21 protein-coding genes and 1 pseudogene are annotated in these 25,138 nt (G+C 64.1%); 14 read left to right on the plus strand and 8 right to left on the minus strand.

Going from position 1 to position 25,138, the window contains the following annotated elements:
* Positions 1-7: 7 nt before the first annotated feature.
* The 5 genes and pseudogenes from HBA54_RS24890 to HBA54_RS24910 all read right to left on the minus strand — a co-directional run bounded on the left by HBA54_RS24890 (position 8) and on the right by HBA54_RS24910 (position 4,520).
* Complete coding sequence (locus HBA54_RS24890; protein ID WP_167230111.1) at positions 8-559, minus strand: DUF2889 domain-containing protein; 552 nt, start codon at positions 557-559, stop codon at positions 8-10.
* Positions 560-667: 108 nt separating this feature from the next.
* Positions 668-1,114, minus strand: a complete 447-nt coding sequence (locus HBA54_RS24895; RefSeq protein ID WP_167230114.1) for a CBS domain-containing protein — start codon at positions 1,112-1,114, stop codon at positions 668-670.
* A gap of 301 nt (positions 1,115-1,415) precedes the next feature.
* A complete protein-coding gene (locus HBA54_RS24900) occupies positions 1,416-2,723 on the minus strand; it encodes an HlyC/CorC family transporter (protein ID WP_322096115.1) in 1,308 nt (435 codons plus the stop codon).
* Between the two features lie 115 nt (positions 2,724-2,838).
* Positions 2,839-3,948 (minus strand): annotated as a pseudogene (gene aroB / locus HBA54_RS24905) (3-dehydroquinate synthase); the annotation flags it as partial.
* Positions 3,945-4,520, minus strand: coding sequence for a shikimate kinase (locus tag HBA54_RS24910; protein WP_240932894.1), 576 nt, complete (start codon positions 4,518-4,520; stop codon positions 3,945-3,947). The pseudogene aroB and the gene HBA54_RS24910, both read right to left, overlap by 4 nt.
* 225 nt (positions 4,521-4,745) lie before the next feature.
* Between HBA54_RS24910 and HBA54_RS24915 the strand changes: the two genes are divergently transcribed.
* The 10 genes from HBA54_RS24915 to HBA54_RS24960 all read left to right on the plus strand — a co-directional run bounded on the left by HBA54_RS24915 (position 4,746) and on the right by HBA54_RS24960 (position 15,796).
* The gene (locus HBA54_RS24915; RefSeq protein WP_167230124.1) at positions 4,746-4,886 is read left to right on the plus strand and encodes a hypothetical protein; all 141 of its coding nucleotides are present in this window, start codon (positions 4,746-4,748) and stop codon (positions 4,884-4,886) included.
* Positions 4,867-6,750: a hypothetical protein gene (locus HBA54_RS24920; protein WP_167230126.1), complete on the plus strand. Its 1,884-nt coding sequence runs from the start codon at positions 4,867-4,869 to the stop codon at positions 6,748-6,750. The genes HBA54_RS24915 and HBA54_RS24920 overlap by 20 nt, the downstream gene beginning before the upstream one ends.
* Positions 6,751-6,784: 34 nt before the next feature.
* Positions 6,785-7,753 carry a site-specific tyrosine recombinase XerD gene (xerD, locus tag HBA54_RS24925; protein ID WP_167230221.1) on the plus strand — a complete coding sequence of 323 codons (969 nt, stop codon included), beginning with the start codon at positions 6,785-6,787 and terminating at the stop codon, positions 7,751-7,753.
* A 157-nt stretch (positions 7,754-7,910) separates the two neighbouring features.
* Positions 7,911-8,888 (plus strand): HpcH/HpaI aldolase/citrate lyase family protein, encoded by a 978-nt coding sequence (locus HBA54_RS24930; RefSeq protein ID WP_167230129.1) that lies wholly within the window; start codon positions 7,911-7,913, stop codon positions 8,886-8,888.
* Positions 8,889-9,012: 124 nt separating this feature from the next.
* Positions 9,013-9,969 carry an acetyl-CoA carboxylase carboxyltransferase subunit alpha gene (locus HBA54_RS24935; protein ID WP_167230132.1) on the plus strand — a complete coding sequence of 319 codons (957 nt, stop codon included), beginning with the start codon at positions 9,013-9,015 and terminating at the stop codon, positions 9,967-9,969.
* 308 nt (positions 9,970-10,277) lie between these two features.
* Complete coding sequence (locus tag HBA54_RS24940) at positions 10,278-11,861, plus strand: peptide ABC transporter substrate-binding protein (RefSeq protein ID WP_167230135.1); 1,584 nt, start codon at positions 10,278-10,280, stop codon at positions 11,859-11,861.
* Positions 11,862-11,947: 86 nt separating this feature from the next.
* Complete coding sequence (gene oppB, locus HBA54_RS24945) at positions 11,948-12,871, plus strand: oligopeptide ABC transporter permease OppB (protein ID WP_167230138.1); 924 nt, start codon at positions 11,948-11,950, stop codon at positions 12,869-12,871.
* Positions 12,871-13,770 carry an ABC transporter permease subunit gene (locus HBA54_RS24950; RefSeq protein ID WP_167230141.1) on the plus strand — a complete coding sequence of 300 codons (900 nt, stop codon included), beginning with the start codon at positions 12,871-12,873 and terminating at the stop codon, positions 13,768-13,770. Before oppB ends, HBA54_RS24950 begins: the two co-directional genes overlap by 1 nt.
* A gap of 2 nt (positions 13,771-13,772) precedes the next feature.
* Positions 13,773-14,807 (plus strand): ABC transporter ATP-binding protein, encoded by a 1,035-nt coding sequence (locus HBA54_RS24955; RefSeq protein ID WP_167230144.1) that lies wholly within the window; start codon positions 13,773-13,775, stop codon positions 14,805-14,807.
* Positions 14,807-15,796 carry an ABC transporter ATP-binding protein gene (locus HBA54_RS24960; RefSeq protein ID WP_167230148.1) on the plus strand — a complete coding sequence of 330 codons (990 nt, stop codon included), beginning with the start codon at positions 14,807-14,809 and terminating at the stop codon, positions 15,794-15,796. Before HBA54_RS24955 ends, HBA54_RS24960 begins: the two co-directional genes overlap by 1 nt.
* Positions 15,797-15,865: 69 nt before the next feature.
* Here HBA54_RS24960 and HBA54_RS24965 read toward each other — a convergent pair whose 3' ends face one another.
* Positions 15,866-16,282, minus strand: coding sequence for a diacylglycerol kinase (locus tag HBA54_RS24965; protein ID WP_167230150.1), 417 nt, complete (start codon positions 16,280-16,282; stop codon positions 15,866-15,868).
* Positions 16,283-16,484: 202 nt separating this feature from the next.
* On the opposite strand from HBA54_RS24965, the gene HBA54_RS24970 reads away from it, so the two are divergent.
* Together HBA54_RS24970 and acdA are read left to right on the plus strand one after the other, a co-directional pair.
* Positions 16,485-17,474, plus strand: a complete 990-nt coding sequence (locus HBA54_RS24970; protein WP_167230152.1) for a flippase-like domain-containing protein — start codon at positions 16,485-16,487, stop codon at positions 17,472-17,474.
* 84 nt (positions 17,475-17,558) lie between these two features.
* Positions 17,559-18,764, plus strand: coding sequence for a 3-sulfinopropanoyl-CoA desulfinase (gene acdA, locus HBA54_RS24975; protein ID WP_167230154.1), 1,206 nt, complete (start codon positions 17,559-17,561; stop codon positions 18,762-18,764).
* Between the two features lie 49 nt (positions 18,765-18,813).
* Here acdA and HBA54_RS24980 read toward each other — a convergent pair whose 3' ends face one another.
* On the minus strand, positions 18,814-20,016 hold the full coding sequence (locus HBA54_RS24980; RefSeq protein ID WP_167230156.1) for a glycoside hydrolase family 5 protein: 1,203 nt from the start codon (positions 20,014-20,016) through the stop codon (positions 18,814-18,816).
* 105 nt (positions 20,017-20,121) lie between these two features.
* Positions 20,122-22,860 (minus strand): preprotein translocase subunit SecA, encoded by a 2,739-nt coding sequence (gene secA / locus HBA54_RS24985; protein ID WP_167230158.1) that lies wholly within the window; start codon positions 22,858-22,860, stop codon positions 20,122-20,124.
* A gap of 207 nt (positions 22,861-23,067) precedes the next feature.
* Here secA and HBA54_RS24990 point away from each other — a divergent pair, with 207 nt between their 5' ends.
* Together HBA54_RS24990 and HBA54_RS24995 are read left to right on the plus strand one after the other, a co-directional pair.
* Positions 23,068-24,051 (plus strand): foldase protein PrsA, encoded by a 984-nt coding sequence (locus tag HBA54_RS24990; RefSeq protein WP_167230160.1) that lies wholly within the window; start codon positions 23,068-23,070, stop codon positions 24,049-24,051.
* A 111-nt stretch (positions 24,052-24,162) separates the two neighbouring features.
* Positions 24,163-25,092 carry a peptidylprolyl isomerase gene (locus HBA54_RS24995; protein ID WP_167230162.1) on the plus strand — a complete coding sequence of 310 codons (930 nt, stop codon included), beginning with the start codon at positions 24,163-24,165 and terminating at the stop codon, positions 25,090-25,092.
* The last annotated feature ends 46 nt before the right edge of the window (positions 25,093-25,138 follow it).

The raw sequence follows: 25,138 nt of genomic DNA on the forward strand, positions 1-25,138 counted from the left end.
CAGGGTCTCAGTCGCCGGTGTAGAAATCCGGCCAGGACTTTTTCACGATGGGTCCGTCGCTGCGAAAGGCGTGGCAGGTATCGAGCAGAGTGGGGCGTTGCCCGGGCTTGCGCGCGCCGGCTTTTTTTGCCCGCACAGGATAGAGCGTCTGGAAGGCGACGGTCGCCATGGCGCCCAGCATTTCGACCAGATGGGTGCAGCCGTCGGCGGCACTGATCTGTTTGCGCACCTGTTGGCGCCAGCCGGGCTTGATCTGGCAGCCGATGATGGTTTTGAAGTTCGGCGTCACCGCCGGGCAGATGGCAAAGGGGCTGTCGTCGGTTACCGCTTCGATATCGTGCACCACGAAGTCATCGTCTATGGTCAGGCGGATCGACATATCGTGCAGCGCTTCGCCGGGTTTGATCTCGCCGCGGTGGTCGTTCTCGAATGCATAGGTCTTGGTGTCGACGATGCGCCCCTCAATATCCCAAAGGCCGTCGCTGCGTTGGTAACCCTGAAAGTCATAGGTTCGGTTATGCAGCTTGGTCCGTTCCACGGGGGGTGGGGGCAGGGGCATAATAGGGTTACCGCACGACTGTTGCAGACAGAAGCGCGACTATAGGCGCAGAGCCCTACAGGTCAACCGAAGGGCTGACCGGCGGCTGTCCTCGGCGTAAGCCTGGTCTCAGCCGGTGCCGTAGCCGGTGTCGAACATGAAGGCCTCACGTTGCTGCAGGTCTTCCTCCAGCTCGCGCTTGACCGCGGCATAGAGGTCGCGGATCGAGACAATGCCGGTCACCTTGCCGTTGTTGACAACGGGCAGGTGGCGATAGCCCGAGGCGCGCATGCGCTCGAGAACGTTCAGGGCGATGTCGTCCGGGCCGACGGTATCCGGGTCGGCGGTCATCACGGTTTCCAGCCGGGTGCTGTCCGGATCGAGGCCACGGGCGACGACGCGGGTCAGCACATCGCGCTCGGTGAAGATTCCCTCGAGGCGCTCCGGGGTTCCGATCAGGACCGCACCAATATGACGCTCGGCCATATTGCGCGCCGCGTCGCGAACGGTGGTACTGGCCGGAAGCAGCTCGATGCGCTGCTCGTTGACGATGTCAGGAACAACTTTTCGGTGCATATATTCCTCCCGCTTGCACGCTGGTTTCTGCGAGGTATTTGGTCTTATATTACGACCAATTGTGCAGCCGCCCGGTGAAGGCGTCAAGCAACGGGCTGTATCCCGCCTGTGGCAAGGCGATGGCCGCTGTTTGCCGGGCGCCGCGGGATGCGCGTTATACTGGTGGTGGCCTCATTGCCCCCGCCGGTTCGGCTGCCAAAACCTGCGCCCGCCGAGGTCCCCTGGCTGTTTCGCTTATGGGCGCGTGTTTAGGTCCCCGGCGGGACCCGTTGCGGCGATCCAGTGAATTCCCAGCGAATCCCTATGTGTCGACAGGATCGTCTTCCGGTTTCCGGGCATCGGCGGCCGGCATCGCACTGATGCGGATCGAGGTGACCTGATTGCGCTTGCGGCCCAGGATCTCGAAGTTGAAGCCATGGAAGGTGAAGAGCTGCCCGGCCTCCGGGATGCTGCGCGCCTCGTGCAGGATGAGGCCGGCAATCGTGGAGGCCTCTTCATCCGGCAGGCGCCATTCGAAGCGGCGGTTCAGGTCGCGCAGGGTGACCCGGCCGTCGGCGATGACGGAGCCGTCGCGCTCGATCTGTACGCCCTCCATCTCCACGTCGTGCTCGTCGGCGATATCGCCGACGATCTCTTCAAGGATGTCCTCCAGGGTGACGATGCCCAGGACCTCGCCGTACTCGTCGACAACGATGGCGAAGTGTTCGTGGCGGCTTCGGAAGGCCTGTAGCTGGGACAGCAGGTCGGTCGTTTCTGGGATGAACCAGGGGGCATTGGCGATTCCCAGGATGTCGAGATCGTCCAGCTTTGCGCCGGCCGCCTGAACCGCCCGCAATAGGGCTTTGGCGTGCAGGACGGCGACGATGTTGTCGGGATCGTCGCGCCACAGCGGCAGGCGGGTGTAGGGGCTGGCCAGCACTTCTTCGACGATCTGCGCCGGCGACTGGTCGATGTTGATGGCCACCATTTCCTTGCGGTGAACCATGATCTCCTCGACCCAGACATCGCCCAGGTCCAGGATCGAACGCAGCATTTCGCGCTCGTGCTTCTCCTCCTCGCCCAGGCCTTCGCCCTGATGCAGGTCGATGGCGCCGCGCAGTTGTTCCTCCGAGGCTTCGGCGGACAGCGTGTGGCGCACCTCGATGCCGAACAGCGACAGCGCCATGCGCACGATCAACTGGATGGCCATGGAGATCGGCTTCAGCACGGCAACGATCAGGCGGAGGATCGGCGCGACGGAGAGGGCGGCGCGCTCGGCGTTCTGCAGGGCGTAGGTCTTCGGCAGGACCTCTGCGAAAATCAGGACCATGACGGTCATGCCCAGGGTTGCGTAGATCACCCCGGCTTCGCCGAACAGGGTAATCAAAAGGCTGGTGGCCAGGGCCGAAGCCAGGATGTTGACCAGGTTATTGCCCAGCAGAATGGCGCCGATCAGATGCTCTTTCTCCAGCCAAAGCTCGTTCACCACATTGGCGCGGCGATTGCCGGATTGCGCCAGATTGTGCAGGCGTGGCCGCGAAGCGGCTGTCAGCGCGGTTTCCGAGCCGGAAAAGAATGCTGAAAAGACCAGCAGCGCCACTATGGCGCCGAGGGTGGTGGCAATGTCCATGTCCATTGTCTGTCTATAATGTTGCGGGGTTGATGGGCTTCAGGTGCTAGCTGCCCAGGGTGGCGCGGGACGTCATGTCCGCAGCGCTGTTTTCGTTGGCAAGCTGGTCCGACTGGCTGATGGCAGAGGTCAGCAGCGCCATGACTTCTTCGGTTTTCACATCGCTTTCGATGTAGGCCTCGCCGATGCCGCGGGCAAGAACGAAGTTGATGCGGCCCTGGTTCACCTTTTTGTCGCGGCCCATGTGATCGAGCAGGCGCTCGGCATCCCAATGACGCTGCGGCAGATCGGCAAATCCGGTGGGCAGGCCGACGGCGGCGAGATGCCGGCGCAGCCGGTCGGCGTCTTCCGGCGGGCAGTGGCCGCGCTGCACCGAGAGATCGAAAGCCATGACCATGCCGACGGCCACCGCCTCGCCATGCAGCAACTCGCCGCCGTAGCCGGTCTCGGCCTCCAGGGCATGGCCGAAGGTATGGCCGAGGTTCAGCAGGGCGCGGCGGCCGCCTTCGCGTTCGTCGGCGGCAACAACCTCCGCCTTGCAGCGGCAGCTCGTCAGCACCGCCCGTTCGAGAGCCGGGCGATCGCCTTCGATCAGGTCGGCGCCGTGGGATTCCAGCCAGGTGAAAAAGGCGGCATCCTGGATCAGCCCGTACTTCACCACCTCGGCGTAGCCGGCCAGCATTTCGCGGCGCGGCAGGGTGGTGAGGATGGAGGTATCGGCCAGTACCAGCCGGGGTTGGTAGAAGGCGCCGATCAGGTTCTTGCCGTGGCGGCTGTTGATCCCCGTCTTGCCGCCGACCGAGCTGTCGACCTGGGCGAGCAGGCTGGTGGGGATCTGGATGAAGTCGAGGCCGCGCAGGGTGACCGCCGCGGCGAAGCCGGCCAAGTCGCCGATGACGCCGCCGCCCAGCGCCAGGATGGTGGTGCTGCGTTCCACCTTCGCGGCCAGCAGTTGGTCGATCAGGCGCCCCAGTTGGTCCAGGGACTTGCTGGTATCGCCCGGCGCCACGGCAATGCTTTGGTAATGCAGGCCGGCATCGTCGAGGGCGCGCTCCAGGCGGGCGAGGTGCAGCGCCGCCACGTTCTCGTCGGTGACGATGATGACCCGGTCGCTCTTCAGCAGTGGCTGCATCAGCTTGCCGGCTGCGGCCAGGACCGTGGTGCCGATCAGGATATCGTAGCTGCGGTCGCCGAGGTCGACGCTCAGGCTCTTGTGTCCGGTCACTCTGCGGCGCTCCCGGCCTTGGCGCGCCGCCGCCCGGCTGCCTCCGGATTCTCGAGGTAGCTGCGCAGGCTCTGCGTTACCCGGGCCAGGGTCATCTCCGGCGGTCCGTCGACGGAATCGACGACAATATCGGCCTCGGCATAGACGGGGTAACGTTCCTCGATCAGATCGCGGAGGATCTTGCGCGGATCGCCGCGTTTCAGCAGCGGCCGGTTGTTGCGCCGGGAAGTGCGGCGCAACAGAAGTTCGACATCGGCGCGCAGCCAGACGGAGATGGCGCGCTCGTGGATCAGCGCGCGGGTGTCGGGGTCCATGAAAGCGCCGCCGCCGGTCGCCAGGATCACGCTCGGCTGGTCCAGCAGGCGGGCGATGACCCGCCGCTCGCCGGCGCGAAAGGCTTCTTCGCCATGGGCGGTGAAAATGTCTTCGATCGAACAGCCGGCGGCCGACTCAATTTCCTTGTCGGCGTCGACGAAGGGCAGCGCCAGGGCCGCCGCAAGAAGGCGGCCGATGCATGACTTGCCCGCACCCATAAGGCCGACGAAGGCGACCGTACGGGGGAGTTTAAGCATCTCTGCCGCCGGCACTGAGCCTTCTGAAGCGGTTCGGACCACGCGCCTGCCGATCATTGCAACGGTGAAAGACCCTAGGTAAACTGCCGCCTTCGCGCCAGATTCGGACTTTATCATAGAATCTTCCGGGCGGCGCAAGTACTACGGTGGCGTCGTCCGGCGCCGGCCGGGACACTGCAATAGCTCCGAAAACCGTTATTTTTTGGGTCTTAGACAAGAGTTTTGATGAAAAAGACAAGCCTCATCGCCCTCGTCGTGATTGCCGGGCTTATTGTGTCCGGCGGTTTCTTCCTCCTCACCTGGGATATTCCGCCGCCCTCGGCGCCGGTCGAAAAGGTGCTGCCCGATGAACGTTTTCCGCGCTGAGCGTCTGGTCTACAACACCGCCTCTCCGATTTTTCTGAACCCGGCCCGGCTGCGGGCTGCGGCGTTGACTGTGGTCTTGCTGGGCGCCTCTGCAGGCATTTCGGCGGCGCAGGAGCAGCCGAATGCGCCGATCAGCCTGTTTCCCCCGACGGTCGCCGGGCCCGAAGCGCCGAGCGACGATCCGGCGGCGGGTCAGGGTCTGCCCGCCCGCGACGGACCGGCTGTGCCTGAGACGACCCTGGGCGAGACGCCTCAGTACGAGGGCATCCAGGTCGACAAGCTGCAGGAGCTGGACAGTGAATCGCTCGGCATTCTGGAACCCGGGTTTGGCGGTCTCGGAATCGATGCCTGGGCCGGAAGCGACCGGGGCCTTGTCGAGCGCCTGATTGCCGCCTTGCCCGATGATCCGGCCTCGCCGGCGCTGCGCGGCCTGACGACCCGCCTGCTGCTCAGCAATGCCCAGGCGCCTGAGCGGCGCGGTGCGGCGGCGGGTGCCGGGAATACCCTGGCGGATGCGGTGGCCACGTCACAGAACAGCGCCTTCCTGCGCCTGCGCGCCCAGCGCCTCTACGCCATGGGGGAACTGGCCGGCCTCAACCGCTTGCTCGGCATCGTGCCGCAGCGGCTCGACGACTCCTGGCTTGCCCAGGCGCGGGTCGACGGCCTGCTGCTGCAGGCGCGCGACGAAGAGGCCTGCGGTCTGGTTCGCAGCGCCGTGGCGCGTTTCCCTGCGGAAACCTATTGGGCCAGAGGCCTGGTCTTCTGCCAGTTTGTCGCCGAGCAGCGCGATCAGGCCTTCCTGGCCCTGGATCTCCTGCGCGAGCAGGACCCGAACGGCGATCCCGCTTTTTATGCCGCCAGCAATCTTTTCATCGGGGGTAAGGCCGAAGGTCTGGCCGCCGAGGGCCTCACGCCCCTGACCCTCGCCATGCTGCGGGTCGGTGCCGGGGAGCCGCCGGCGGATCTGGCCGAGACGGCGCCGCCGCTTTTGTTGCATGGCCTCGCCGCGCTGCCCAAGGCATCGGCAACCGACAAGGCCGGCGCCTTGGAGCGTCTGGTTCAGGCGGCGATCCTGCCGGGCGACGAACTGGCGACGGCCTACAACGCGATCTCTTTCGAAGAATCGGAGCTGACCGATCCCCTGGTGCAGGCCGAACAGTCCGGCGGAATTCGCGGGCGTGCCCTGCTGTTTCATGCCGCCGGCGGGGAGAGCATCGTTTCGGCCAAGGCCGAGTTTCTGCTGGCCGCCGTGGCGGCAGCGGACAAGGCCGGGCGCGGCTATGCCATGGCCCGGGCGATCCTGCCGCAGCTGGAGACGCTGTCACCGGGATTGGAGCTGGCCTGGTTCGCCCCGGCTGCGGTGCGCAGCCTCTATCGTGTCGGCCAGTTCGAGCGGGCCGCCGCCTGGGCGGCCGTTCTGCGGCTCGATGGCGTGAAGAACCCGGAGTCCCAGGCCGCTTTCGAAGCGGTGAAGCCCTACGCCCGCCTTGCCGGCGGCAGCGAGCCGCTGGCGCCCAGCGATGGCGACCTGGCCGGACCGGTCCTGCAGGCGATGGTGCTGTCGCGGGCGCTGGGCCAGCCGGAACCGAACGCCTGGCCGGGCATTCTGGATAACGGGGACGCGGGATCGGCCCTTGGGGGCCTGCCGCGCCTGCTGGCCCTCGGCGATGCAGCCGCTGCCGGGCGGCGCGGCGAAACGGTCCTGCTGGCCGCCCTTTCCCTCGGCGACGGCCCGGCCGGCGACAACCATCCTCTGGCGCTCGGCTATGCGGTTTCCGCACTGAGTACCCTGGGCCTGGGCAGTGACGCGCGGGCTCTGGCTCTGGAAGCGGCCCTCGACAGCGGCGCGGACAGCGGCCTATAGGCGCGCGACGGTGCCGGCCCGGCCAGCCCGCGCGATGACGCCGCAACTGGACCCTTTTCTGGAGATGCTGGCCGCCGAGCGCGGCGCGGCGGGCAATACGCTGGAGGCCTATCGCCGCGACCTGGAGAGTTTTGCGGGCTTCCTGCGGCCGCGCCGGGGCAGCCTGGAATCGGCAGGTACCGAGGACCTGCGGGCTTTTCTCAGCCAGCTTGCGCGCGCCGGGATGGCGCCGCGAACCGCGGCCCGGCGGCTTTCGGCGCTGCGCCAGTTCTACCGTTTTCTGGTCAGCGAAGGGTTGCGCGGCGACGACCCCAGCGCCGGTATCGATTCGCCGCGCCAGGGCCGTGCGCTGCCGAAGATCCTGAGCGAAGAGGAGGTCGATAGGCTTCTGACCACGGCCCGGGCGCAGAAAGATCCAGAGGGGTTGCGCCTCGCGGCCCTGGTGGAACTGCTCTACGCCACCGGCCTGCGCGTCTCAGAGCTGGTCTCCCTGCGTCTGGCGGCGGCCCAGCGCGATCAACGTCTGCTCATTGTTCGCGGCAAGGGCAACAAGGAACGCATGGTGCCGCTGAGCGAGGCGGCCAAAGAGAGTCTCGCCGAGTATCTGGCGGTGCGGGCCGCCTATCTGCCGAGGGCCGGCAAGGCGAAGAAGGGGGGCGAAGCTGCGAAGGCAGCCAGACAGGAATCGCCCTGGCTGTTCCCGTCGCGCGGGGCAAGCGGTCACCTCACGCGCCACCGCGTCGGCCAGTTGCTGAAGGATCTCGCCCGGCGGGCGCAACTCGACGCCGCCAAGGTTTCGCCGCACGTCATGCGCCATGCCTTCGCCAGTCACCTGCTGGACCACGGCGCCGACCTGCGCTCGCTGCAGAAAATGCTGGGTCATGCGGATATCTCGACCACCCAGATCTATACCCATGTTCTGGGTGAGCGGCTTAAGTCGCTGGTCCAGACCCACCATCCCCTCGCCAAGGGTCCGTTCCTCACCAAAGGCCGGGCGCGCTGAAAAATCAACGGATTCGGGCGAGGTTCCGGTTGACAAGAGCAAGTGGTATGACCAATTTCCCAGCGAACCCGGCAGGCTGCCGCAGCGGGGATTCGCCAAGGGTCCTTGGCGGCGCGCCTGATAGTGATTACCGCCCAGACCGAGTAAGGGGATTTCCATGAGCTTTACCATTGTCGAACCGGCGCCCGCGCGCCTGAACCGTAGCGAACTGGCGGTGCCGGGCAGCAACCCGAAACTCTTCAAGAAGGCGGCCGAATCCGACGCCGACGTTGTCTTTCTGGACCTGGAGGATGCGGTTGCGCCCGACGACAAGGTCCAGGCGCGCAAAAACATCATCAAGGCGCTGAACGACGTCGACTGGGGCAACAAGACCATGTCGGTGCGCATCAACGGCCTCGACACCCATTACATGTACCGCGACGTCATCGACATCATCGAACAGGGCGGTGAGCGCCTCGACCTGATCATGATCCCCAAGGCGGGAACCGCGGCGGACATCTACGCGGTGGATATGCTGGTCACCCAGGCCGAGGAGGCTGTCGGCCGCAAAAAGCGGATCGGTTTCGAGATGATCATCGAAACCGCGCTCGGCATGGCCAACGTCGATGCCATCGCGACGGCTTCGCCGCGCAACGAAAGCCTGCACTTCGGGGTTGCCGACTATGCCGCCTCGACCAAGGCGCGCACCACCGTCATCGGCGGGCCCAACGAGCTTTACGGCGTGCTGAGCGACCCGGACGATGCGGGCGAGCGGCTCTATCACTGGGGCGATATGTGGCACTACGCCATCGCCCGCATGGTGGTTGCGGCGCGGGCCGCGGGCCTCAGGCCCATCGACGGGCCGTTCGGCGACTTCTCTGACCCCGCGGGTTTCCGCGCCCAGGCGAACCGCGCTGCGGTTCTGGGTTGCGAAGGCAAATGGGCGATCCACCCGAGCCAGATCGATCTGGCCAACGAGGTGAACAGCCCCTCCAAGGCCGAAATCGACAAGGCCAAGCGCATCATCAAGGCGATGCGCCAGGCAACCAAGGAAGGCAAGGGCGCGGTTTCGCTGGACGGCCGGCTGATCGACATCGCCTCCATCAAGCAGGCCGAGGTGATGGTGAAGAAGGCGCGTTTGATCGCCAAGGGCTGAGGCCGGCGACTTGTTATTGGGCGGAAGCCGGCAGCGTGGTATGCCGGTTTCCGCCCATAACCTAAGGCGTGCCACGGCAACCTAAGGCGTGCCACGGCTCTGCGCCTGTGCTAGACAGAAATCCATGCACAACTTTCTTGATTTCGAAAAACCGATCGCCGAGCTCGAAGGCAAGATCGAGGAATTGAGGCATCTCTCCGATGACGGGGAGATCAACATTGCCGAGGAGGTCGAGAAGCTCCAGGGCAAGGTCGACCGGCTGCTGCGGCAGACTTACGGCAAGCTGTCCGCCTGGCAGAAGACCCAGGTCGCCCGTCATCCCGACCGCCCCCATTTTCGCGATTACATCGCCGCCCTGGTGGAGGACTTCACCCCGCTTTCCGGCGATCGGCTGTTTGCCGAGGATCACGCCATCGTCGGCGGCCTGGGGCGGTTTCGCGGCTATTCCGTGATGGTGATCGGACACGAAAAGGGCGCCGATATCACGTCACGCGTGAAGCACAACTTCGGTATGGCCCGGCCGGAAGGCTATCGTAAAGCCCAGCGCCTGATGCGCATGGCCGAGCGGTTCGGCCTGCCGGTCATCACCCTGGTGGATACGGCAGGCGCCTATCCCGGTGTCGGCGCCGAGGAGCGCGGCCAGGCCGAAGCCATCGCCCGCTCCATAGAGGTCTGCCTGGGGGTCGAAGTGCCCTTGCTGTCGGTTATCATCGGCGAGGGCGGCTCCGGTGGCGCCATCGCCCTGGCCGCAGCCAACCGGATCTTCATGCTGGAACACTCGATCTATTCGGTGATTTCACCGGAAGGCTGTGCCTCTATCCTCTGGCGTTCCGGGGAACAGGCGCAGGACGCGGCGGAGGCCTTGCGCCTGACGGCGCAGGACCTGCTGAACCTGGGCGTTATCGACGACATCGTTCCCGAACCGTTGGGCGGTGCCCATCGTGGCGGCGACAGCTCCATTGCCGCGGTCGGCGACCGCCTGGAAGCGGGCATTCGTGAGTTGCTGCGCGAGACCGGGCCCCAGCTGAAGCAGCAGCGCCGTGAAAAATTCCTCGAAATGGGCAAAAAAGGGCTCGGCTGAGCCCTTCTTTTTTGTCCTCCGGCATTCTCTTCCGGCCTGACCGTCAGGCGCGAACCCTTGGTTGTGAGCAGCGCTTCCTTTTGTGCCTTTTGACGAAACGGCTAGGAAAAATATCTGTACGTATACATAGCAACCCTTCCCTGCAATTTGCTACAGAAGGAGGCTTGTAACGATTGCTTGTTGGGGCTCTATTATGCGTTGAGGACCGGCGTGCAGGCGTCGGCTCACCGTTGAAGCGGCTGATTTCGGGGGGGATCCGCTGTCCAGGTGGGAAAGGCTTCGAACAACAAGAATGGGAGAGCGGATTTATGCTTCTGAAAAACTTCAAACGCGTAGCGCTGGGCGTCGGCCTTGCGGTTGCGCTGACCGGAACGGCTCAGGCCGAAAAGGTCCTCAGGGTCGGGAACGACGGCGAGCCGCAGTCCATGGACCCCCACTACATCTCCACCGTGCAGACCAGCCGCATTTCGGACGACATGACCCTGGGTCTGCTGACCTACGGGCAGGATGGTGAGCCCATCGCGGGCGCGGCCGAAAGCTGGACGATCAGCGAAGACGGCAAGACCTATACCTTCAAGATCCGCGATCATATGTGGTCAGACGGGACGCCGGTAACGGCACATGATTTCGTCTATGCCTGGCAGCGCATCCTGAAGCCGGACACCGGCGCCGAGTATGCATCGCTGCTCTACATCATCGAGGGTGCCGAAGACGTCAACACCGGCAAGGGCGGACCCGAAGTCCTTGCCGCCGAGGCCGTCGACGACAAGACCCTGCGGGTTCAGCTGACTGCCGCCGCGCCATATTTCCTGGCGCAGCTCACCCATCAGACCGCCTTTCCGGTGCCGCGCCATATGGTCGAGAAACACGGTCGGGACTGGACCAAGCCCGAGAACATCGTCGTCAACGGCCCTTACAAGCTGGTCAACTGGACCCCGAATGTGAGCACCGAGCTGGTGAAGAACGACAAGTTCTATGATGCCGAGAATGTGGCCATCGACCGGGTGATCTACTACAGCATGGAAGACCGCACGGCGATCCAGAAGCGCTTCCGCGCCGGCGAGATTGACGTCGGGCGCGACATCGCCTCTGAACAGATCGATTGGCTGCGTGAAAACATGGCCGACAGCCTGCGCATCGCGCCCTATGCCGGCATCTACTACTATGTCTTCCGTTCCGACACAGAACCCTTCAACGACGTTCGTGTCCGCAAGGCGCTTTCCATGGCGATCAACCGCGAAGTGATCACCGACAAGGTGCTGCGCACCGGCGAGCTGCCGGCCTACAGCTTCGTGCCCCCGGGCACCGGCAACTACGGTGAACCCCAGTACGCGGACTGGAAGGGTGAGCCTTACGGCGAGGTCTTCGAGAAAGCCAAGGGTCTGCTGGCCGAGGCCGGTTACGGCCCCGACAAGCCGCTTAAGGTAACGCTGCGCTACAACACGTCGGAGAACCACAAGCGGATCGCCGTGGCCGTTCAGTCGATGTGGAAGAAGCTCGGTGTGAATGCCGAACTGTTCAACACGGATGGCAAGATCCATTACTCCGATCTGAAGCAGGGTGATTTTCAGGTGGCCCGCGCCGGCTGGATCGCCGACTACAACGACGCCCAGAATTTCCTTTTCCTGCTGGAAACCAAAACCGGCCCGATCAACTACTCGAAGTTCGGCAGCGAGAAGTTCGATGGCCTGATGGCGGAAGCGGGGGCGGTTGTCGATCTCGGGCAGCGGGCGAAGATCCTTGGCGAGGCGGAAGCCGTCGCCATGGAAGGACAGCCGATTGCACCGATCTACTACTACGTCTCAAAGCAGCTGGTTTCGCCGAACGTGGTGGGCTGGGTCGACAATGCACCCGACCGTCACGTCACACGTTTCCTGGATTTGAAGCAGTAAGCATCGCTTCCTGAGTACGCTACGGCAGGTTCGCACATCGCGGGCCTGCCGTAGCGTCGACTTTTCATTACCAGGGGGCTGCTGCTGTGCTTTCCTATGCGCTTAGGCGCCTTATCACGACGATACCCACCCTCTTCGTTATCATAACGGTTGCGTTTTTCATGATGCGGCTCGCCCCGGGCGGCCCTTTCGATTCCGACCGCGCCCTGCCGCCGGAAATCGAAAAGAACATCATGGCGGCCTATGACCTGGATAAGCCGCTGGTCGAGCAGTACTTCCTCTATCTCGGGCGCATCCTCACGGCCGATTTCGGTCCCTCGTTGAAGATCCGCGACTTTTCTGTAGGCGAGTTGATCCTTTCCGGTGCCCCGGCCTCCATGCAGCTCGGCCTCTCGGCCATCGTGCTGGCGCTGGTTATCGGGGTCAGCTTAGGCACCCTGGCGGCATTGCGCCAGAACACCGGGGCCGATTTCTCGATCATGACGGTATCGATGATCGGCATTGCCGTGCCGAACTTCGTCATGGCGCCGTTTCTATCGCTGGTCTTCGGGATCTATCTGAATCTTCTGCCGACCTCCGGCTGGGGCGGAGGGGCCTTGCAGTACAAGATCATGCCGATCATCGCGCTGGCCCTGCCGCAGATCGCCTATGTGGCCCGCCTGACCCGCGGTTCGATGGTTGAGGTGCTGCATTCGAACTATGTGCGCACGGCCCGCGCCAAGGGCCTGCGCGAACAGCTTGTGGTCGTCCGCCACGCCCTCAAGGGCGCGATCATGCCGGTGGTTTCCTATCTCGGCCCGGCGACAGCCGCGGTCATGACCGGCTCGGTCGTGATCGAGAGCATCTTCGGCGTTCCGGGTATCGGCACCTATTTCGTCAACGCGGCACTCAACCGCGACTATCCCCTGGTGATGGGCGTGGTCATCATTTATGCCGTTTTGATCATGCTGCTTAATCTGCTGGTCGACCTGCTCTACGCCGTACTCGATCCCAAAGTGAGGTACGTGTGATGATCCATACCACCGCCGCCTCGGACGCCCTCGCCCCCATGGAGGAGCTGGAAGGGCGTTCACTCTGGCAGGACGCGCGCATCCGCCTGTTCCGCAACAAGGCCGCTGTCGCTTCGATGGTGGTGCTGGGCGTCATCGCGGTGATGGCGTTGTTTGCGCCGCTGCTCAGCCCGCATCCCTTCGATGAGATCTATTGGGACCGTATCCAGCAGCCGCCCGACTACGCCAACGCGCATTGGTTCGGCACCGACGGCAACGGCCGCGATATGTTCATCCGCATTCTCTACGGCGCCAGGGTCTCGCTTGCCGTGGGCCTCCTGGCGACGACTGTGTCGCTGGTCATCGGGGTTACCTACGGGGCGGTCGCCGGCTTCGTCGGCGGGCGGACCGACAACGTCATGATGCGCATCGTCGATGTCATGTACTCGCTGCCCTTCATGTTCTTCGTCATCATGCTGATGGTTGTCTTCGGGCGGAACATCTTCTTGATATTCGTCGCCCTGGGGGCGGTGGAGTGGCTGACCATGGCGCGTATCGTCCGGGGCCAGACGATCTCAATAAAACGCAAGGAGTTCATCGAGGCGGCCCGGGCCGGCGGCGTCTCCAATTTCAAGATCATCTTCCGCCACGTCATCCCCAATGTGCTGGGGCCGGTGATCGTCTATATGACGCTCACCGTTCCGCAGGTCATCCTGACCGAATCCTTCCTGTCCTTCCTGGGGCTCGGCGTGCAGGAGCCTTTGACCTCCTGGGGTGTGCTGATTGCCGAGGGCGCCAAGGTGATGGAGCCGGCACCCTGGATGCTGATCTATCCCGCCATCTTCCTGGCGCTGACGCTCTTCGCCTTCAACTTCATCGGCGACGGCCTGCGCGACGCCCTCGATCCGAAGGATCGGTGACCATGGCAATTGCAGCGAACGATGCAGATACAAAGGTGCTGTCTGTCGAGAACCTTGACACGCGCTTTGCGACGCCTGATGGCGAGGTGCATGCGGTGAGCTCGGTGAGCTTCGACATTGCCAAGGGTGAGAGTGTCGGGGTGGTCGGGGAGTCCGGTTCCGGCAAGACCCAGATCTTCATGTCGATCATGGGGTTGCTGGCCAAGAATGGGCACAGCACCGGTTCGGCGCGCTATCGCGGCAAGGAGATTCTTGGGCTGCCGGCGCGGGAGCTGAATAAGATTCGCGGCGTGACCATGTCGATGATCTTTCAGGATTCCATGACCTCTCTGAATCCCTATCTGCGCATCTCCAAGCAGATGACCGAGGTGCTTGTCGAGCACAAGGGCATGAACGAGACGCAGGCCAGGGCCCGCGGCATCGACATGCTGGACCGGGTCGGGATTCCCGGCGCCAAGGCGCGCTTCGATCTCCATCCGCACGAGTTTTCCGGTGGCATGCGCCAGCGCGTGATGATCGCCATGGCGCTGCTCTGTGAGCCCGATCTGCTGATTGCCGACGAACCAACGACGGCACTGGACGTTACCATCCAGGCGCAGATCCTGGATCTGATGGGCGATCTGAAACGCGATTTCGGTACCGCCATCATCATGATCACCCACGATCTGGGGGTGGTCGCCGGGCTCTGCGACCGGGTCATGGTGATGTACGCCGGCCGGGTGGTCGAAAAGGGCGATGTGCGCGATATCTTCTATCGCCCGCAGCATCCCTATTCCCAGGGCCTTTTGGGTTCCATGCCGCGCCTGGACAAGGCCGGCGAAAGCGAGCTCAGCACCATCCCCGGCCAGCCGCCGAACCTGCAGGCGCTGCCGCCGGGCTGCGCTTATCAGGAACGCTGTCCCTATGTCTTCGATACCTGCCGCAGCGCGGAACCGGCGCTGCGCTTCGTCGATGAGCGGCGCGAGAAGGCCTGTCATCTGGATACCCTGCCGGCGCCGGGCACCGCCCGGCAGAGCGAAACCCTGGGGGTGTCTTGATGAGCGGCCCTGTTCTCTCAATTCATGATCTGAAAGTCCATTTCGACATCCGTGTCGGCGGCATTTTCGCCGGGCGCTATCAGCCGCTGAAGGCTGTGGACGGTGTCTCCTTCGACCTGAAGCCGGGTGAGACCCTGGGCATCGTGGGCGAATCCGGTTGCGGCAAGTCGACCCTGGGTCGTGCCGTTCTGCAACTGATCCCGCCGACCGACGGCAAGGTGATCTGGCTGGGCGAGGATCTGGCGGGCCTGGATAGCGAGGCCCTGCGCGCCAAGCGCCAGGAGATGCAGATCATCTTTCAGGACCCGCTGGCCAGCCTCAATCCGCGCATGACCGTGGGCGAGATCATCGGCGAACCGCTACGCACTTTCGAGCCCAACATCGGCAAAGCGGCGATGAAGACGCGGGTGAAGGACATGATGGCCAAGGTCGGCCTGCTGCCGCAGATGATCAACCGCTATCCGCACGAATTCTCCGGCGGCCAGTGCCAGCGCATCGGCATTGCCCGCGCCATGGTGCTGGGACCCAAGCTGATCATCTGTGACGAACCCGTCTCTGCCCTGGATGTCTCGATCCAGGCGCAGATCATCAACCTGCTGATGAAGCTGCAGCAGGAGTTCGGTCTCTCGATGCTGTTCATCAGCCACGACCTTTCCGTGGTGCGCCATATCAGCCACCGCATCATGGTGCTCTATCTCGGCCGGGTGATGGAGATCGCCGACCGCGCCTCGATCTATGCCGCGCCGCGCCACCCCTATACCCAGGCGCTGATCTCCGCCGTGCCGATCCCCGATCCGGACAAGGAGCGCGACAAGCATCGCCTGGTGTTGCAGGGCGATCTGCCGTCGCCCATGGCGCCGCCCTCGGGCTGCGTGTTCCGAACCCGTTGCCCCAAGGCAACGGAGCTTTGCGCCGAGGAACGCCCGCCGCTGGAGGAAGACGGCACCGGCGACAGCCACATGGTCGCCTGTCACCATTGGCGGGAGTGAATACAAAAAAGGGGTAAGCGCTCGCCAAAGCGGTCCGGCAAGCGGCCGGGACCGTTCAGGAGGGGCGAGTCACGCCAGCGTGTCGGCGATCATGATGATACCGAGCAGGAAAACCCCGATCGACGCGGCGATGACCGCAGCCGCCGACATATCCTTGATCGCCTTGATCCGGGGGTGAAGGCGTCCGTCGACATGATCGATCACCCGCTCGATGGCGGAGTTCACCAGCTCCAGCGCCAGCAGCAGGGCCGAGCAGAGCAGGGCGAGGGCCCACCAGATAGCGGCTGGTTTCAGCAGGATGAGCGTCGCCAACATTGCGGCGGCGCCGATCACATGGTTGCGAAAGCCGGGTTCTTCACGCCAGGCTGCACGGAATCCGTGCAGTGCATAACCAATACGACCTAATTTGACCGGGGGAATGGTTGTCTCAGCCAGATCGATGGCCTCGACCCGTTCCTGCGGTTTTTGCTCTCTTTTCAAATCCATGCCTGGCTTTCGCTTTTATTTCCAAAGGCCGATGCCGCTACCTGTGCTATCAGCCGTTTCTGTGAGCCCTCTAGGTAAGCAATGATTGTCGCATTCAAAGATCACGCTTGCGTGCGAAGGTACCGTCAGTTGATTTGTTGCACAAATACTACAGGTCGTTCGTTTATTCATCGTCAATTCGGCGGCCGGCCGTGAGGCTTGGATGATGATGCGCAGGCTGGCGTTACCCGCTTTCTTCCTGGGCCTTTCCCTGGCTATCGGTGTCGTTGCCTGGCAGGGGCTGGACGATGTCGCCGGGGCTTTGGGCCGGGCTGGCTTCCAGCTGCTATGGCTGGCGCCCCTGTTTCTCATTCCCCTGTTCCTCTCGGCTCTTGCCTGGGCGGCCATTTTTCCGCCGGGTACCCGTCCCCCCCTGCAACGGCTCTGCGTTGCATCCTGGATCGCGGTCTCAATCAATTGGTTGTTACCGGTCGCGCAGATCGGTGGCGAGATTGCCAAGGCGGCCTGGCTGGCGCGCCGGGCCGCGCCTGCTGCGGTGATGGCGGCGACAACCATTGTCGACAAGGTGTTGCAGACGGCAGGCCAGGCCCTCGTCGCGCTGATCGGCATCGCGCTGCTGCTGCTTTTCGCCGGCGACAGCGGCCTGGTGCCGGGGACCCTGGCCTTTGCGGTCCTGCTGCTGGCTTTCATCCCTTTGTTCGTCTATGTCCAACGTCGCGGGGTCCTGCTGCGCCTGGCGACCTCGGCAGAGCGCCTGTTTCTGCGCCGCGCCGCCACGGCCGGCGGTACGTTCGCCGAACGCGTCGCCGGCCTGGACAGCGCCCTTGCGCAGACCTGCGCCGCCCCCGGACGGCTGGTTCTTCATCTGACGATCCGCCTGGTTTCGCGTCTGGTGATCGCCGTCGAGGTCTGGCTTACCCTCCATTTGATGGGCTATCCCATCGGCATACTGGAGGCGGTGATGATCGAGAGCCTCGCCCAGACCCTGCGCTCGGCCGCCTTCGCGGTCCCCGGGGCCTACGGGGTCCAGGAGGGCGGCTTCATCCTGCTGGGCGCCCTGGTCGGGGTGCCGGCGGAGATCGCGCTCTCGGTTTCCCTGGCCAAGCGCCTGCGGGAGCTGCTGATCGGCCTGCCGGGCCTGATCTACTATCAGGTCAGCGAAGGTCGCCGGGCGCTTGGTACAGGATCGTAGGCTGACGGCCCGCGCCCTGATGTCCTTGACCGCCCAGCAAGGCTCTACCCATACTCGCGGCGGGGCAATGCAAGGCGGACGGAAATGACCAGACTGACGGCAGAACAGGAATCGATCCAGGCGAGAGCGCGCGAGCTTGCGCAGGCGGTTGTCGAGCCCCGTGCGGCGGAGGTCGACCGGCAGGAGGCCTATCCCTGGGACAACTGCCGGGCACTGCGCGAGGCCGGATTCTTCGGCATGACGATCCCCCGGGAATACGGTGGTCCCGGCCTCGGCTATCTGGAGGTCACACTGATGATCGAGGAGATGTCCAAGGTCTGCGGCGTCACCGGGCGCATCGCGGTAGAGGCCAACATGGGCGCCATCGGTGCCATCATGGCCTATGGCAGCGAAGCGCAGTGCAAGCTGGCGGCGGCACAGGTTCTGTCGGGCGACAAGCCCGCGATCTGCATTACCGAGCCCGGTGCCGGCAGTGCGGCGACGGAGATGACGACCCGTGCCGACAGGCGCGGCGACCGCTACGTGTTGAACGGCGGCAAGCACTGGATCACCGGCGGCGGCGTTTCCAGCCTGCACCTGATCTTCGCCCGGGTTTTCGAAGACGGCGTCGAACAGGGGATCGGCGGTTTCATCGTGGTCCGCGATGCGGCGAGCGGCGAGCCCCGGGGTCTTACCATCGGGCGGCGGGAGCCGACCATGGGTCTGCGCGGCATTCCGGAAACGGAGATCCTCTTCGACGATCTGGAGGTGCCGGAGGACATGCTGCTGCGTCCGGAACAGGGGCTGCGGCGCGGATTCGGGGCCTTGATGACGGCCTACAATGCGCAGCGGGTCGGGGCGGCCACGGTCGCCCTCGGGATCGCCCAGGGCGCCTATGAGCAGGCGCTGGGCTACACCCAGGCACGCGAGCAGTTCGGCCGGCCGATCTGCGAATTCCAGGGGCTGCAGTGGATGCTGGCGGACATGGCGACCCAGCTTGCCGCCGCCCGGGCGCTGATCCGTCAGGCGGTGGACTGCGCCGGCTTCCCCGATGCCCTGGAGGCGGCGCAGGCGAAGGTCTTCGCCTCGGAAATGGCGATCAAGGTTTCGAACGACGCCCTGCAGCTTTTCGGTGCGGCGGGCTATTCGCGCAACAACCCGCTGGAGCGCATGGTCCGCGACGCGCGCATGTTCACCATCGGCGGCGGTACGGTGCAGATCCTCAGAACCATGATCGCCGGGCGTATCCTGGAGCGCAAACTGCCCCAGACCCGCGACGGCTATCTGAACCTGGCAAGAGCGGGCGAGTAGGAAGAACGCTTCGGCCCGGTTGGTCGGGGCGGTTGGTCCTCGCTGGTCGCTATTTCAGCCGTGACCTGATTGCTTCAAACAAGGGCGTGTTCTTGCGGGGGATTTCCGGGGTCTCACCGCGCTCGACCGCCTGCCAGTAGGCCCAGGGCAGATTGACGCTGCCGACCTCGTAGTCATAGCCGTCCCATTCATCCTCGCGGAACGAGTAGAACGCCCAGTGGATCTGCCTTTCATCGAAAAGGTCGATCACGTCGCCCAGCCATTCCCGGCAACCCTCGTTGCGCCGCATGCAGCCGAATTCGCTGGCGACGATCCTTTCCGGGGGGATGCCATGTTTGTCCGCCCAATCGAAAACGGGTGAGAGGTAGCGGGCCAGCTGTGCCTTGTCCCAGTGATAGGTGCCGTCGCCGTAAGGAACTTTGCCGGGGTAGGTGAAACCCTTCTTCTTGCGGTAATTGCTGCCGGCGGTGAATTCATAGGGCTCGTACACATGAAAGGCATAGAGCACCTTGTCGTCCTCCAAAGGACCCGGCCAATAGGCAAAGGCGCCGGGCTGCGCATACAAGCCGGAGTCGACCATGACCGGGGTGCTCGGATCGACCGCGCGAATGGCGGCGATGACTTCCTGATAGAAGGCGTAGAGATCGGCAGGGGTTCCGCGATGCGCGGCGTACCAGTCGTCGAAGCGTGCGATGTCCCCCGGGGCGCCGTGCTCAGCGAGGCCGGTGCCGAGTTCGGGCCTCGGTTCGTTCAGGATGTTGTAGGCGGCGACGGCGGGGTGGTCCGCCAGGGCCTTGGCGAGGTCGCGCCAATAGGCTTTCGCCTGCTCCCAGTAGGCCCGGTCACGCCATAGCCTGTCGTCGATACGCCCGTCGTTGTTCTGGCGCCAGCGCGCGCCGGGCAGGCTCAAGGGGGCAATGACGACTTTCTGCCCCTGTGCCTCGGCCCAGTCCAGCGCTTGAAGCAGCCGCGCCAGATCCGCTTTGACAAGGCCTTCGTAGCGGTCTGCGTCGCCCATCAGAAAGTCGCGCTCCCGGCTTTCCCACTTGGCGAAAGCCAGACGGACCCAGGAGAGACCCGTTTCATCCGCCGCCGCGAACCATTCCTCGGTCTGGACCTGGTTGAAGGCGTTGGCGCCGGTTCGTGTGTTGTCCCAGAAGCTGATATCCGCGGCCGCTGCGGCGCCTGCAAAGCAAAAGGCCAGGCAAAATCCGGCGAAGAGATTCCTGAAACCTGAGCGCAATACACGCATTCCAGCTTTTGCCCCCTTCGGGCCGCTTCATCGCGGCCTATGTGACGCTGTGAATTATTGTGCGGCGACGAAAGTCACCGCTGCCTCTCAATGGCTTTGCGGCGATCAGCCCAGCTTGCCGTGGCAGTGCTTGTACTTGTTGCCCGAGCCGCAGGGGCAGGCGGCGTTGCGCGGGGTTTTGCCCCAGGTGGCGGGGTTGTTTGGATCGATTTCGGCGGCGGCTGCGCGGCTGGCGGCCGGCTGGCGGGCGGGTGCTTCGGCTTCGGCGCCGGCGGGTGCGGCACCGGCGCCGACGCTGGCCATTGCAACGTCCTGACGGCCTTCGTGCATCTCCTGCGGCGGACGCGGCACCACCACCTCCTCCGCGGAGGGGCGCAGCTCGACACGGCTGAGCAGGCTGATGGTTTCCTCGCGGACCTCGGCCAGCATGTTCTCGAACAGGTCGAAAGCCTCGCGTTTGTATTCGATCAGCGGATCGCGCTGGCCGTAGGCGCGCAGCTGTACGCCCTGGCGCAGGTGGTCGAGCGACAGAAGATGGTCTTTCCATTGCCGGTCGAGCACCAGGAGAAGGATCTGCTTTTCCAGACCGCGCATCATTTCCGGCCCGAAGTTGGCCGTCTTGGCGGCCATCTTCTGGTTCGCGGCGGCGGCGATCCTCTCACGGATTTCCTGATCGGCAATGCCCTCTTCCTTGGCCCAGTCATGGACCGGCAGGTCGAGGCCGAAGAGCCGCAGGGATTCCTCGTGCAGGCTGTCGACCTGCCATTGCTCGGAATAGGCGTTGGCGGGGATGAAGCGCTCGACCATCGATTCGACGACCTCGCTGCGCATGTCGGCTACCGTCTCGTGCACGTCTTCAGCGCGCATCATGTCCTTGCGCTGCTCGAAGACCACTTTGCGCTGGTCGTTCATCACGTCGTCATACTTCAGCAGATACTTGCGGCCCTCGAAGTGGCGGGCCTCGACCTTCTGCTGGGCTTTTTCCAGGGCCTTGTTGACCCAGGGATGGACAATGGCTTCGCCGTCCTGCAGGCCGAGCTTCTGCAGCATGGAGTCCATGCGCTCGGAGCCGAAGATGCGCATCAGGTCGTCTTCCAGCGAGAGGAAGAACTTGGAGGCGCCCGGGTCGCCCTGGCGTCCCGAGCGGCCGCGCAGCTGATTGTCGATGCGCCGGCTTTCGTGCCGCTCGCTGGAAATGACATAGAGCCCGCCGGCGGCGAGGGCCACCTGTTTGGCTTCGGCGACCTCGGCTTCGATCTCGGCGATCTTCTTGGCGCGGGCGGCCTCGTCCTTGATCGACTCGGCCTCGCGGCTGATGCGCATTTCGAGGTTGCCGCCGAGCTGGATATCGGTGCCGCGGCCGGCCATGTTGGTGGCGATGGTCACGGCGCCGGGCACGCCGGCCTGGGCGATGATGAAGGCTTCCTGCTCGTGGAAGCGGGCGTTCAGAACCTGGTGGGTGATTTTTTCCTTGGTCAGAAGGCTGGCGAGCAGCTCCGACTTCTCGATCGATACGGTACCGACCAGGATCGGCTGCTTGCGCTCCTGGCAGTCGCGGATCTGCTCCAGGATCGCCTGATGCTTTTCGGCGGCGGTGCGATAGACCTCGTCGTCGAAGTCCTCGCGGATGACCTTCACGTTGGTCGGAATCTCGATGACTTCCAGTTCGTAGGTTTCCTGGAATTCGGTCGCTTCGGTCATGGCGGTACCGGTCATGCCCGCCAGTTTCGGATAGAGCCGGAAGTAGTTCTGGAAGGTGATCGAGGCGAGGGTCTGGTTTTCCTGTTGGATCGAGACGCCTTCCTTGGCCTCCAGGGCCTGATGCAACCCTTCGGAGTAACGCCGGCCCTCCATCATGCGCCCGGTGAACTCGTCGATGATGACGACCTTGTCGTCTTTCACAATGTAGTCGGTGTCGCGCTGGAACAGCTTGTGGGCGCGCAGCGCCTGATTGGAATGGTGCAGCAGGCTGACGTTCTGGATGTCGAAGAGGCTGCCCTCTTCCATCAGGCCGGCGGCGCGCAGCAGTTCTTCCATGTGTTCCGCACCGGGCTCGGTGAAGGTGACAGAGCGGGCCTTCTCATCCTTCTCGAAGTCCTCGTCGACCAGATCCGGGATCAGCTTGTTCACGTTCTTGTAGGATTCGGAGGAGTCTTCCGCCGGGCCCGAAATAATCAGCGGCGTCCGCGCTTCGTCGATCAGGATCGAATCGACTTCATCGACGATGGCGAAATTAAATTCCCGCTGGGCCATGTCCTCCAGGCGGAACTTCATGTTGTCGCGCAGGTAATCGAAGCCAAACTCGTTATTGGTGCCGTAGGTCACGTCGGCGGCATAGGCGGCGCGGCGTTCGTCCTCGGTCAGGCCATGGACGATGCAGCCGACTTCCAGCCCCAGAAAACGATAGACCTGGCCCATCCACTCGGCATCGCGGCTGGCCAGGTAGTCGTTGACGGTAACGACGTGTACGCCCTTGCCGCTGAGCGCATTCAGGTAGACTGCCAGGGTGGCGACCAGGGTCTTGCCCTCACCGGTCTTCATTTCGGCGATCATGCCCTGGTGCAACACCATGCCGCCGACAAGCTGCATATCGTAGTGGCGCTGTCCCAGGGTGCGCTTTGCGGCTTCGCGTACGGTGGCAAAGGCTTCGGGCAGAATGTCGTCCAGGCTTTCGCCGGCGGCGAGCCGTTTTTTCAGGGCCTCTGTCTGGCCTTTCAGCGCCTCGTCGCTCAACTCCTGAAGTTTGGGCTCCAGGGCGTTGATCGCCGTAATCGTCGGGTCGAGGCTTTTCAGGAACCGCTCATTGGCTGTTCCAAACAGCCGCTTGGCAAGCGCGCCGAACATGTAGAATCCTTAAGGCAAAGAAGGGGCCGTGGCCGAAATATCCGTGATGTGACACATAGGGCCCTGGCTTCAGGCTGTCAACGATGGCGGCTGAGCCCTTCTCACCCCTTGTGATATGGCTTCGGGCATGCATGATGCGTAGGCATGACGATTGGGGACGAAGACTTCACGAGGGGTCAGGCAGCAGCAACGGCTCCGGCTAGGTTATTGGCGGGTTTTCTGCCGATTCTTGGTGCTCTTTGTGCACTTCTTCTCCTCGCTGCGGGGCCTGTCCGGGCCCAGCAGAACGACGATGGCCTGCCCCTGCCGCTGCCCGGTGTTGCCGACAATCAGGGCGGGCCCGCTGCGACCGCTTCGCAAGCAGACATTGCGCGTCTCGGTGACGCCCTGGAGCAGATGAAGGTGCAGAATCCGGTCGTTGCGCGGGTTAACGGCCATGAAATCCGCTGGGCGGCGGTGATGGCCTCCGCCGACGGCCTGCCGGAGCGCTACCGCGATCAGTTGGAATCGGTCTTTCCGGCCCTCCTGGACCGGCTGGTCGATGTACGGCTGCTGGCGGAGGCGGCCCGCGCCCAGGGCTTGGCGGAGGATGCCGAGGTCCGCGAACGCCTTGTCGGTCTGGAGGACAGGGTGCTCTCCACGGTGTTTCTGGAGCGTTATCTGGCCGAGCAGGTGACCACGGCGGCGGTGCGCGAGCGCTATGACGCCCTGGTTGCCCTGCGCCGTGCCAACCGCGAGGTGCGGGCCCGTCACATAATCGTCGAGACCGAGGAAGAGGCCGAGGCCATCATCGCCGAGCTGGACGGCGGTGCGGTGTTTCCCACGCTGGCGCGGGAGCGCTCTATCGGCCCTTCCGCCGAGCGGGGCGGCGACCTCGGTTACTTCTTCGCCCGGCGCATGGCGCCGGCCTTCGCCGAGGCGTTGCATAAGCTGGAACCCGGCAGCTACTCCGCCGAGCCGGTGGAGACCGAGTTCGGTTGGCATGTCATTCTTCTGGTCGAGCGCCGTGCCGACGATGTCCCCTCCTTCCTTGATATGCAGACGCAGCTGCGCGAAGAGCTGACCAGGGAATCCATGAGCAGGATGGTCGGCAATCTGCGCCAGCGCGCGTCGCTGGAGATGTTTCCCGAAGACACTGCTGGGTCTGAAGGGGCCGCGCCGGGTACGGATGCCGGGGCCGATGGCCAATGAGGCTGCAGTTCTGCGCCCGCCGGGCGGCGTCAAGACGACTCGATTCATCAACCCTGTCCGCCGTGCCACAGCGCCGACTGCGCGCTAGCGGTCTGTAAGGAGACTTCCCCCATGTTCAACAAGCCTTTGGCTGCCGCTCTGTTGTTGGGCGGGACGATGATGGCCGCACAGCCGTCTTTCGCCCAGGACACCGCGCCTGAACCGGCGCCGCAAGCGGCTGAGGAAAACGCGGTTATCGCGCGGGTCAACGGCGATGACATCCGGCAGTCCGACCTGATCGCCTTTATCCAGACGCTGCCGCCGCAGCTGCAGGGGCAGGTTCAGTTTCTGATGCCGCAACTGGTTCAGCAGTTGGTCAACAACGCGCTGGTCACCGATGCCGGCCGCAAGGCCGATCTTGCCGAAGATCCCGAGGTTCAAACCCGCATCGCGGAGCTTGAGGGCATCATCATCCGCCAGGTTTTCGTTCAGCGCACCATCGACGCGCGGGTGACCGATGCGAAGCTGGCGGAAGCCTACGAAGCCTTTCTGGCGGAGAACCCGCCGGAACGCCAGCTGGTGACCCGGCACATCCTGGTGGAGACCGAAGACGCGGCCACGGCGCTGATCGTTGAACTGGATGGCGGCGCCGATTTCGCCGCCCTGGCTGAGCAGCACTCGACCGGACCCAGCAAGGACAGCGGCGGACAGCTGCCGCCTTTTGTCGCCGGTGATATGGTGCCGGAGTTTTCCGACGCCGCCTTTGCGATGGAGGTCGGTACGCATTCTGCGACGCCCGTGCAAACCCAGTTCGGGTTTCATGTCATCAAGCTTGAAGAGAGCCGGATGACCGACCCGCCAAGCATTGAGGCTTTGGACGGACAGCTCCGCGACCAGCTCGCGCAGGAAGCGGTCGAGGAACTCTACGCCGAGCTGCGCGAGCGGGCGGATGTGGAGGTGCTGTTGGGCCAGCCGGAACCGGAGAGCGAGCCGGCGGGCGAAGCCGACGCCCCGGCGGCGCCTGATGCCGCGCCGGAATCCGAACCGGCCCCTGCCAACTAGTCGCCGGCCAATAAACGATAATAAACGATAGAGTGCGACGGATGCT

The organism is Pelagibius litoralis, from assembly GCF_011683915.1.
GTDB lineage: Bacteria > Pseudomonadota > Alphaproteobacteria > Kiloniellales > Kiloniellaceae > Pelagibius > Pelagibius litoralis.

Excerpts from the sequence above, each read along its gene's own strand:
- HBA54_RS24890 (WP_167230111.1), bottom strand. The coding sequence starts at position 559 with ATGCCCCTGCCCCCACCCCCCGTGGAACGGACCAAGCTGCATAACCGA.
- HBA54_RS24895 (WP_167230114.1), bottom strand. The coding sequence starts at position 1,114 with ATGCACCGAAAAGTTGTTCCTGACATCGTCAACGAGCAGCGCATCGAG.
- HBA54_RS24900 (WP_322096115.1), bottom strand. The coding sequence starts at position 2,723 with ATGGACATTGCCACCACCCTCGGCGCCATAGTGGCGCTGCTGGTCTTT.
- HBA54_RS24910 (WP_240932894.1), bottom strand. The coding sequence starts at position 4,520 with ATGCTTAAACTCCCCCGTACGGTCGCCTTCGTCGGCCTTATGGGTGCG.
- HBA54_RS24915 (WP_167230124.1), top strand. The coding sequence starts at position 4,746 with ATGAAAAAGACAAGCCTCATCGCCCTCGTCGTGATTGCCGGGCTTATT.
- HBA54_RS24920 (WP_167230126.1), top strand. The coding sequence starts at position 4,867 with ATGAACGTTTTCCGCGCTGAGCGTCTGGTCTACAACACCGCCTCTCCG.
- xerD (WP_167230221.1), top strand. The coding sequence starts at position 6,785 with ATGACGCCGCAACTGGACCCTTTTCTGGAGATGCTGGCCGCCGAGCGC.
- HBA54_RS24930 (WP_167230129.1), top strand. The coding sequence starts at position 7,911 with ATGAGCTTTACCATTGTCGAACCGGCGCCCGCGCGCCTGAACCGTAGC.
- HBA54_RS24935 (WP_167230132.1), top strand. The coding sequence starts at position 9,013 with ATGCACAACTTTCTTGATTTCGAAAAACCGATCGCCGAGCTCGAAGGC.
- HBA54_RS24940 (WP_167230135.1), top strand. The coding sequence starts at position 10,278 with ATGCTTCTGAAAAACTTCAAACGCGTAGCGCTGGGCGTCGGCCTTGCG.
- HBA54_RS24950 (WP_167230141.1), top strand. The coding sequence starts at position 12,871 with ATGATCCATACCACCGCCGCCTCGGACGCCCTCGCCCCCATGGAGGAG.
- HBA54_RS24955 (WP_167230144.1), top strand. The coding sequence starts at position 13,773 with ATGGCAATTGCAGCGAACGATGCAGATACAAAGGTGCTGTCTGTCGAG.
- HBA54_RS24960 (WP_167230148.1), top strand. The coding sequence starts at position 14,807 with ATGAGCGGCCCTGTTCTCTCAATTCATGATCTGAAAGTCCATTTCGAC.
- HBA54_RS24965 (WP_167230150.1), bottom strand. The coding sequence starts at position 16,282 with ATGGATTTGAAAAGAGAGCAAAAACCGCAGGAACGGGTCGAGGCCATC.
- HBA54_RS24970 (WP_167230152.1), top strand. The coding sequence starts at position 16,485 with ATGATGATGCGCAGGCTGGCGTTACCCGCTTTCTTCCTGGGCCTTTCC.
- acdA (WP_167230154.1), top strand. The coding sequence starts at position 17,559 with ATGACCAGACTGACGGCAGAACAGGAATCGATCCAGGCGAGAGCGCGC.
- HBA54_RS24980 (WP_167230156.1), bottom strand. The coding sequence starts at position 20,016 with ATGCGTGTATTGCGCTCAGGTTTCAGGAATCTCTTCGCCGGATTTTGC.
- secA (WP_167230158.1), bottom strand. The coding sequence starts at position 22,860 with ATGTTCGGCGCGCTTGCCAAGCGGCTGTTTGGAACAGCCAATGAGCGG.
- HBA54_RS24995 (WP_167230162.1), top strand. The coding sequence starts at position 24,163 with ATGTTCAACAAGCCTTTGGCTGCCGCTCTGTTGTTGGGCGGGACGATG.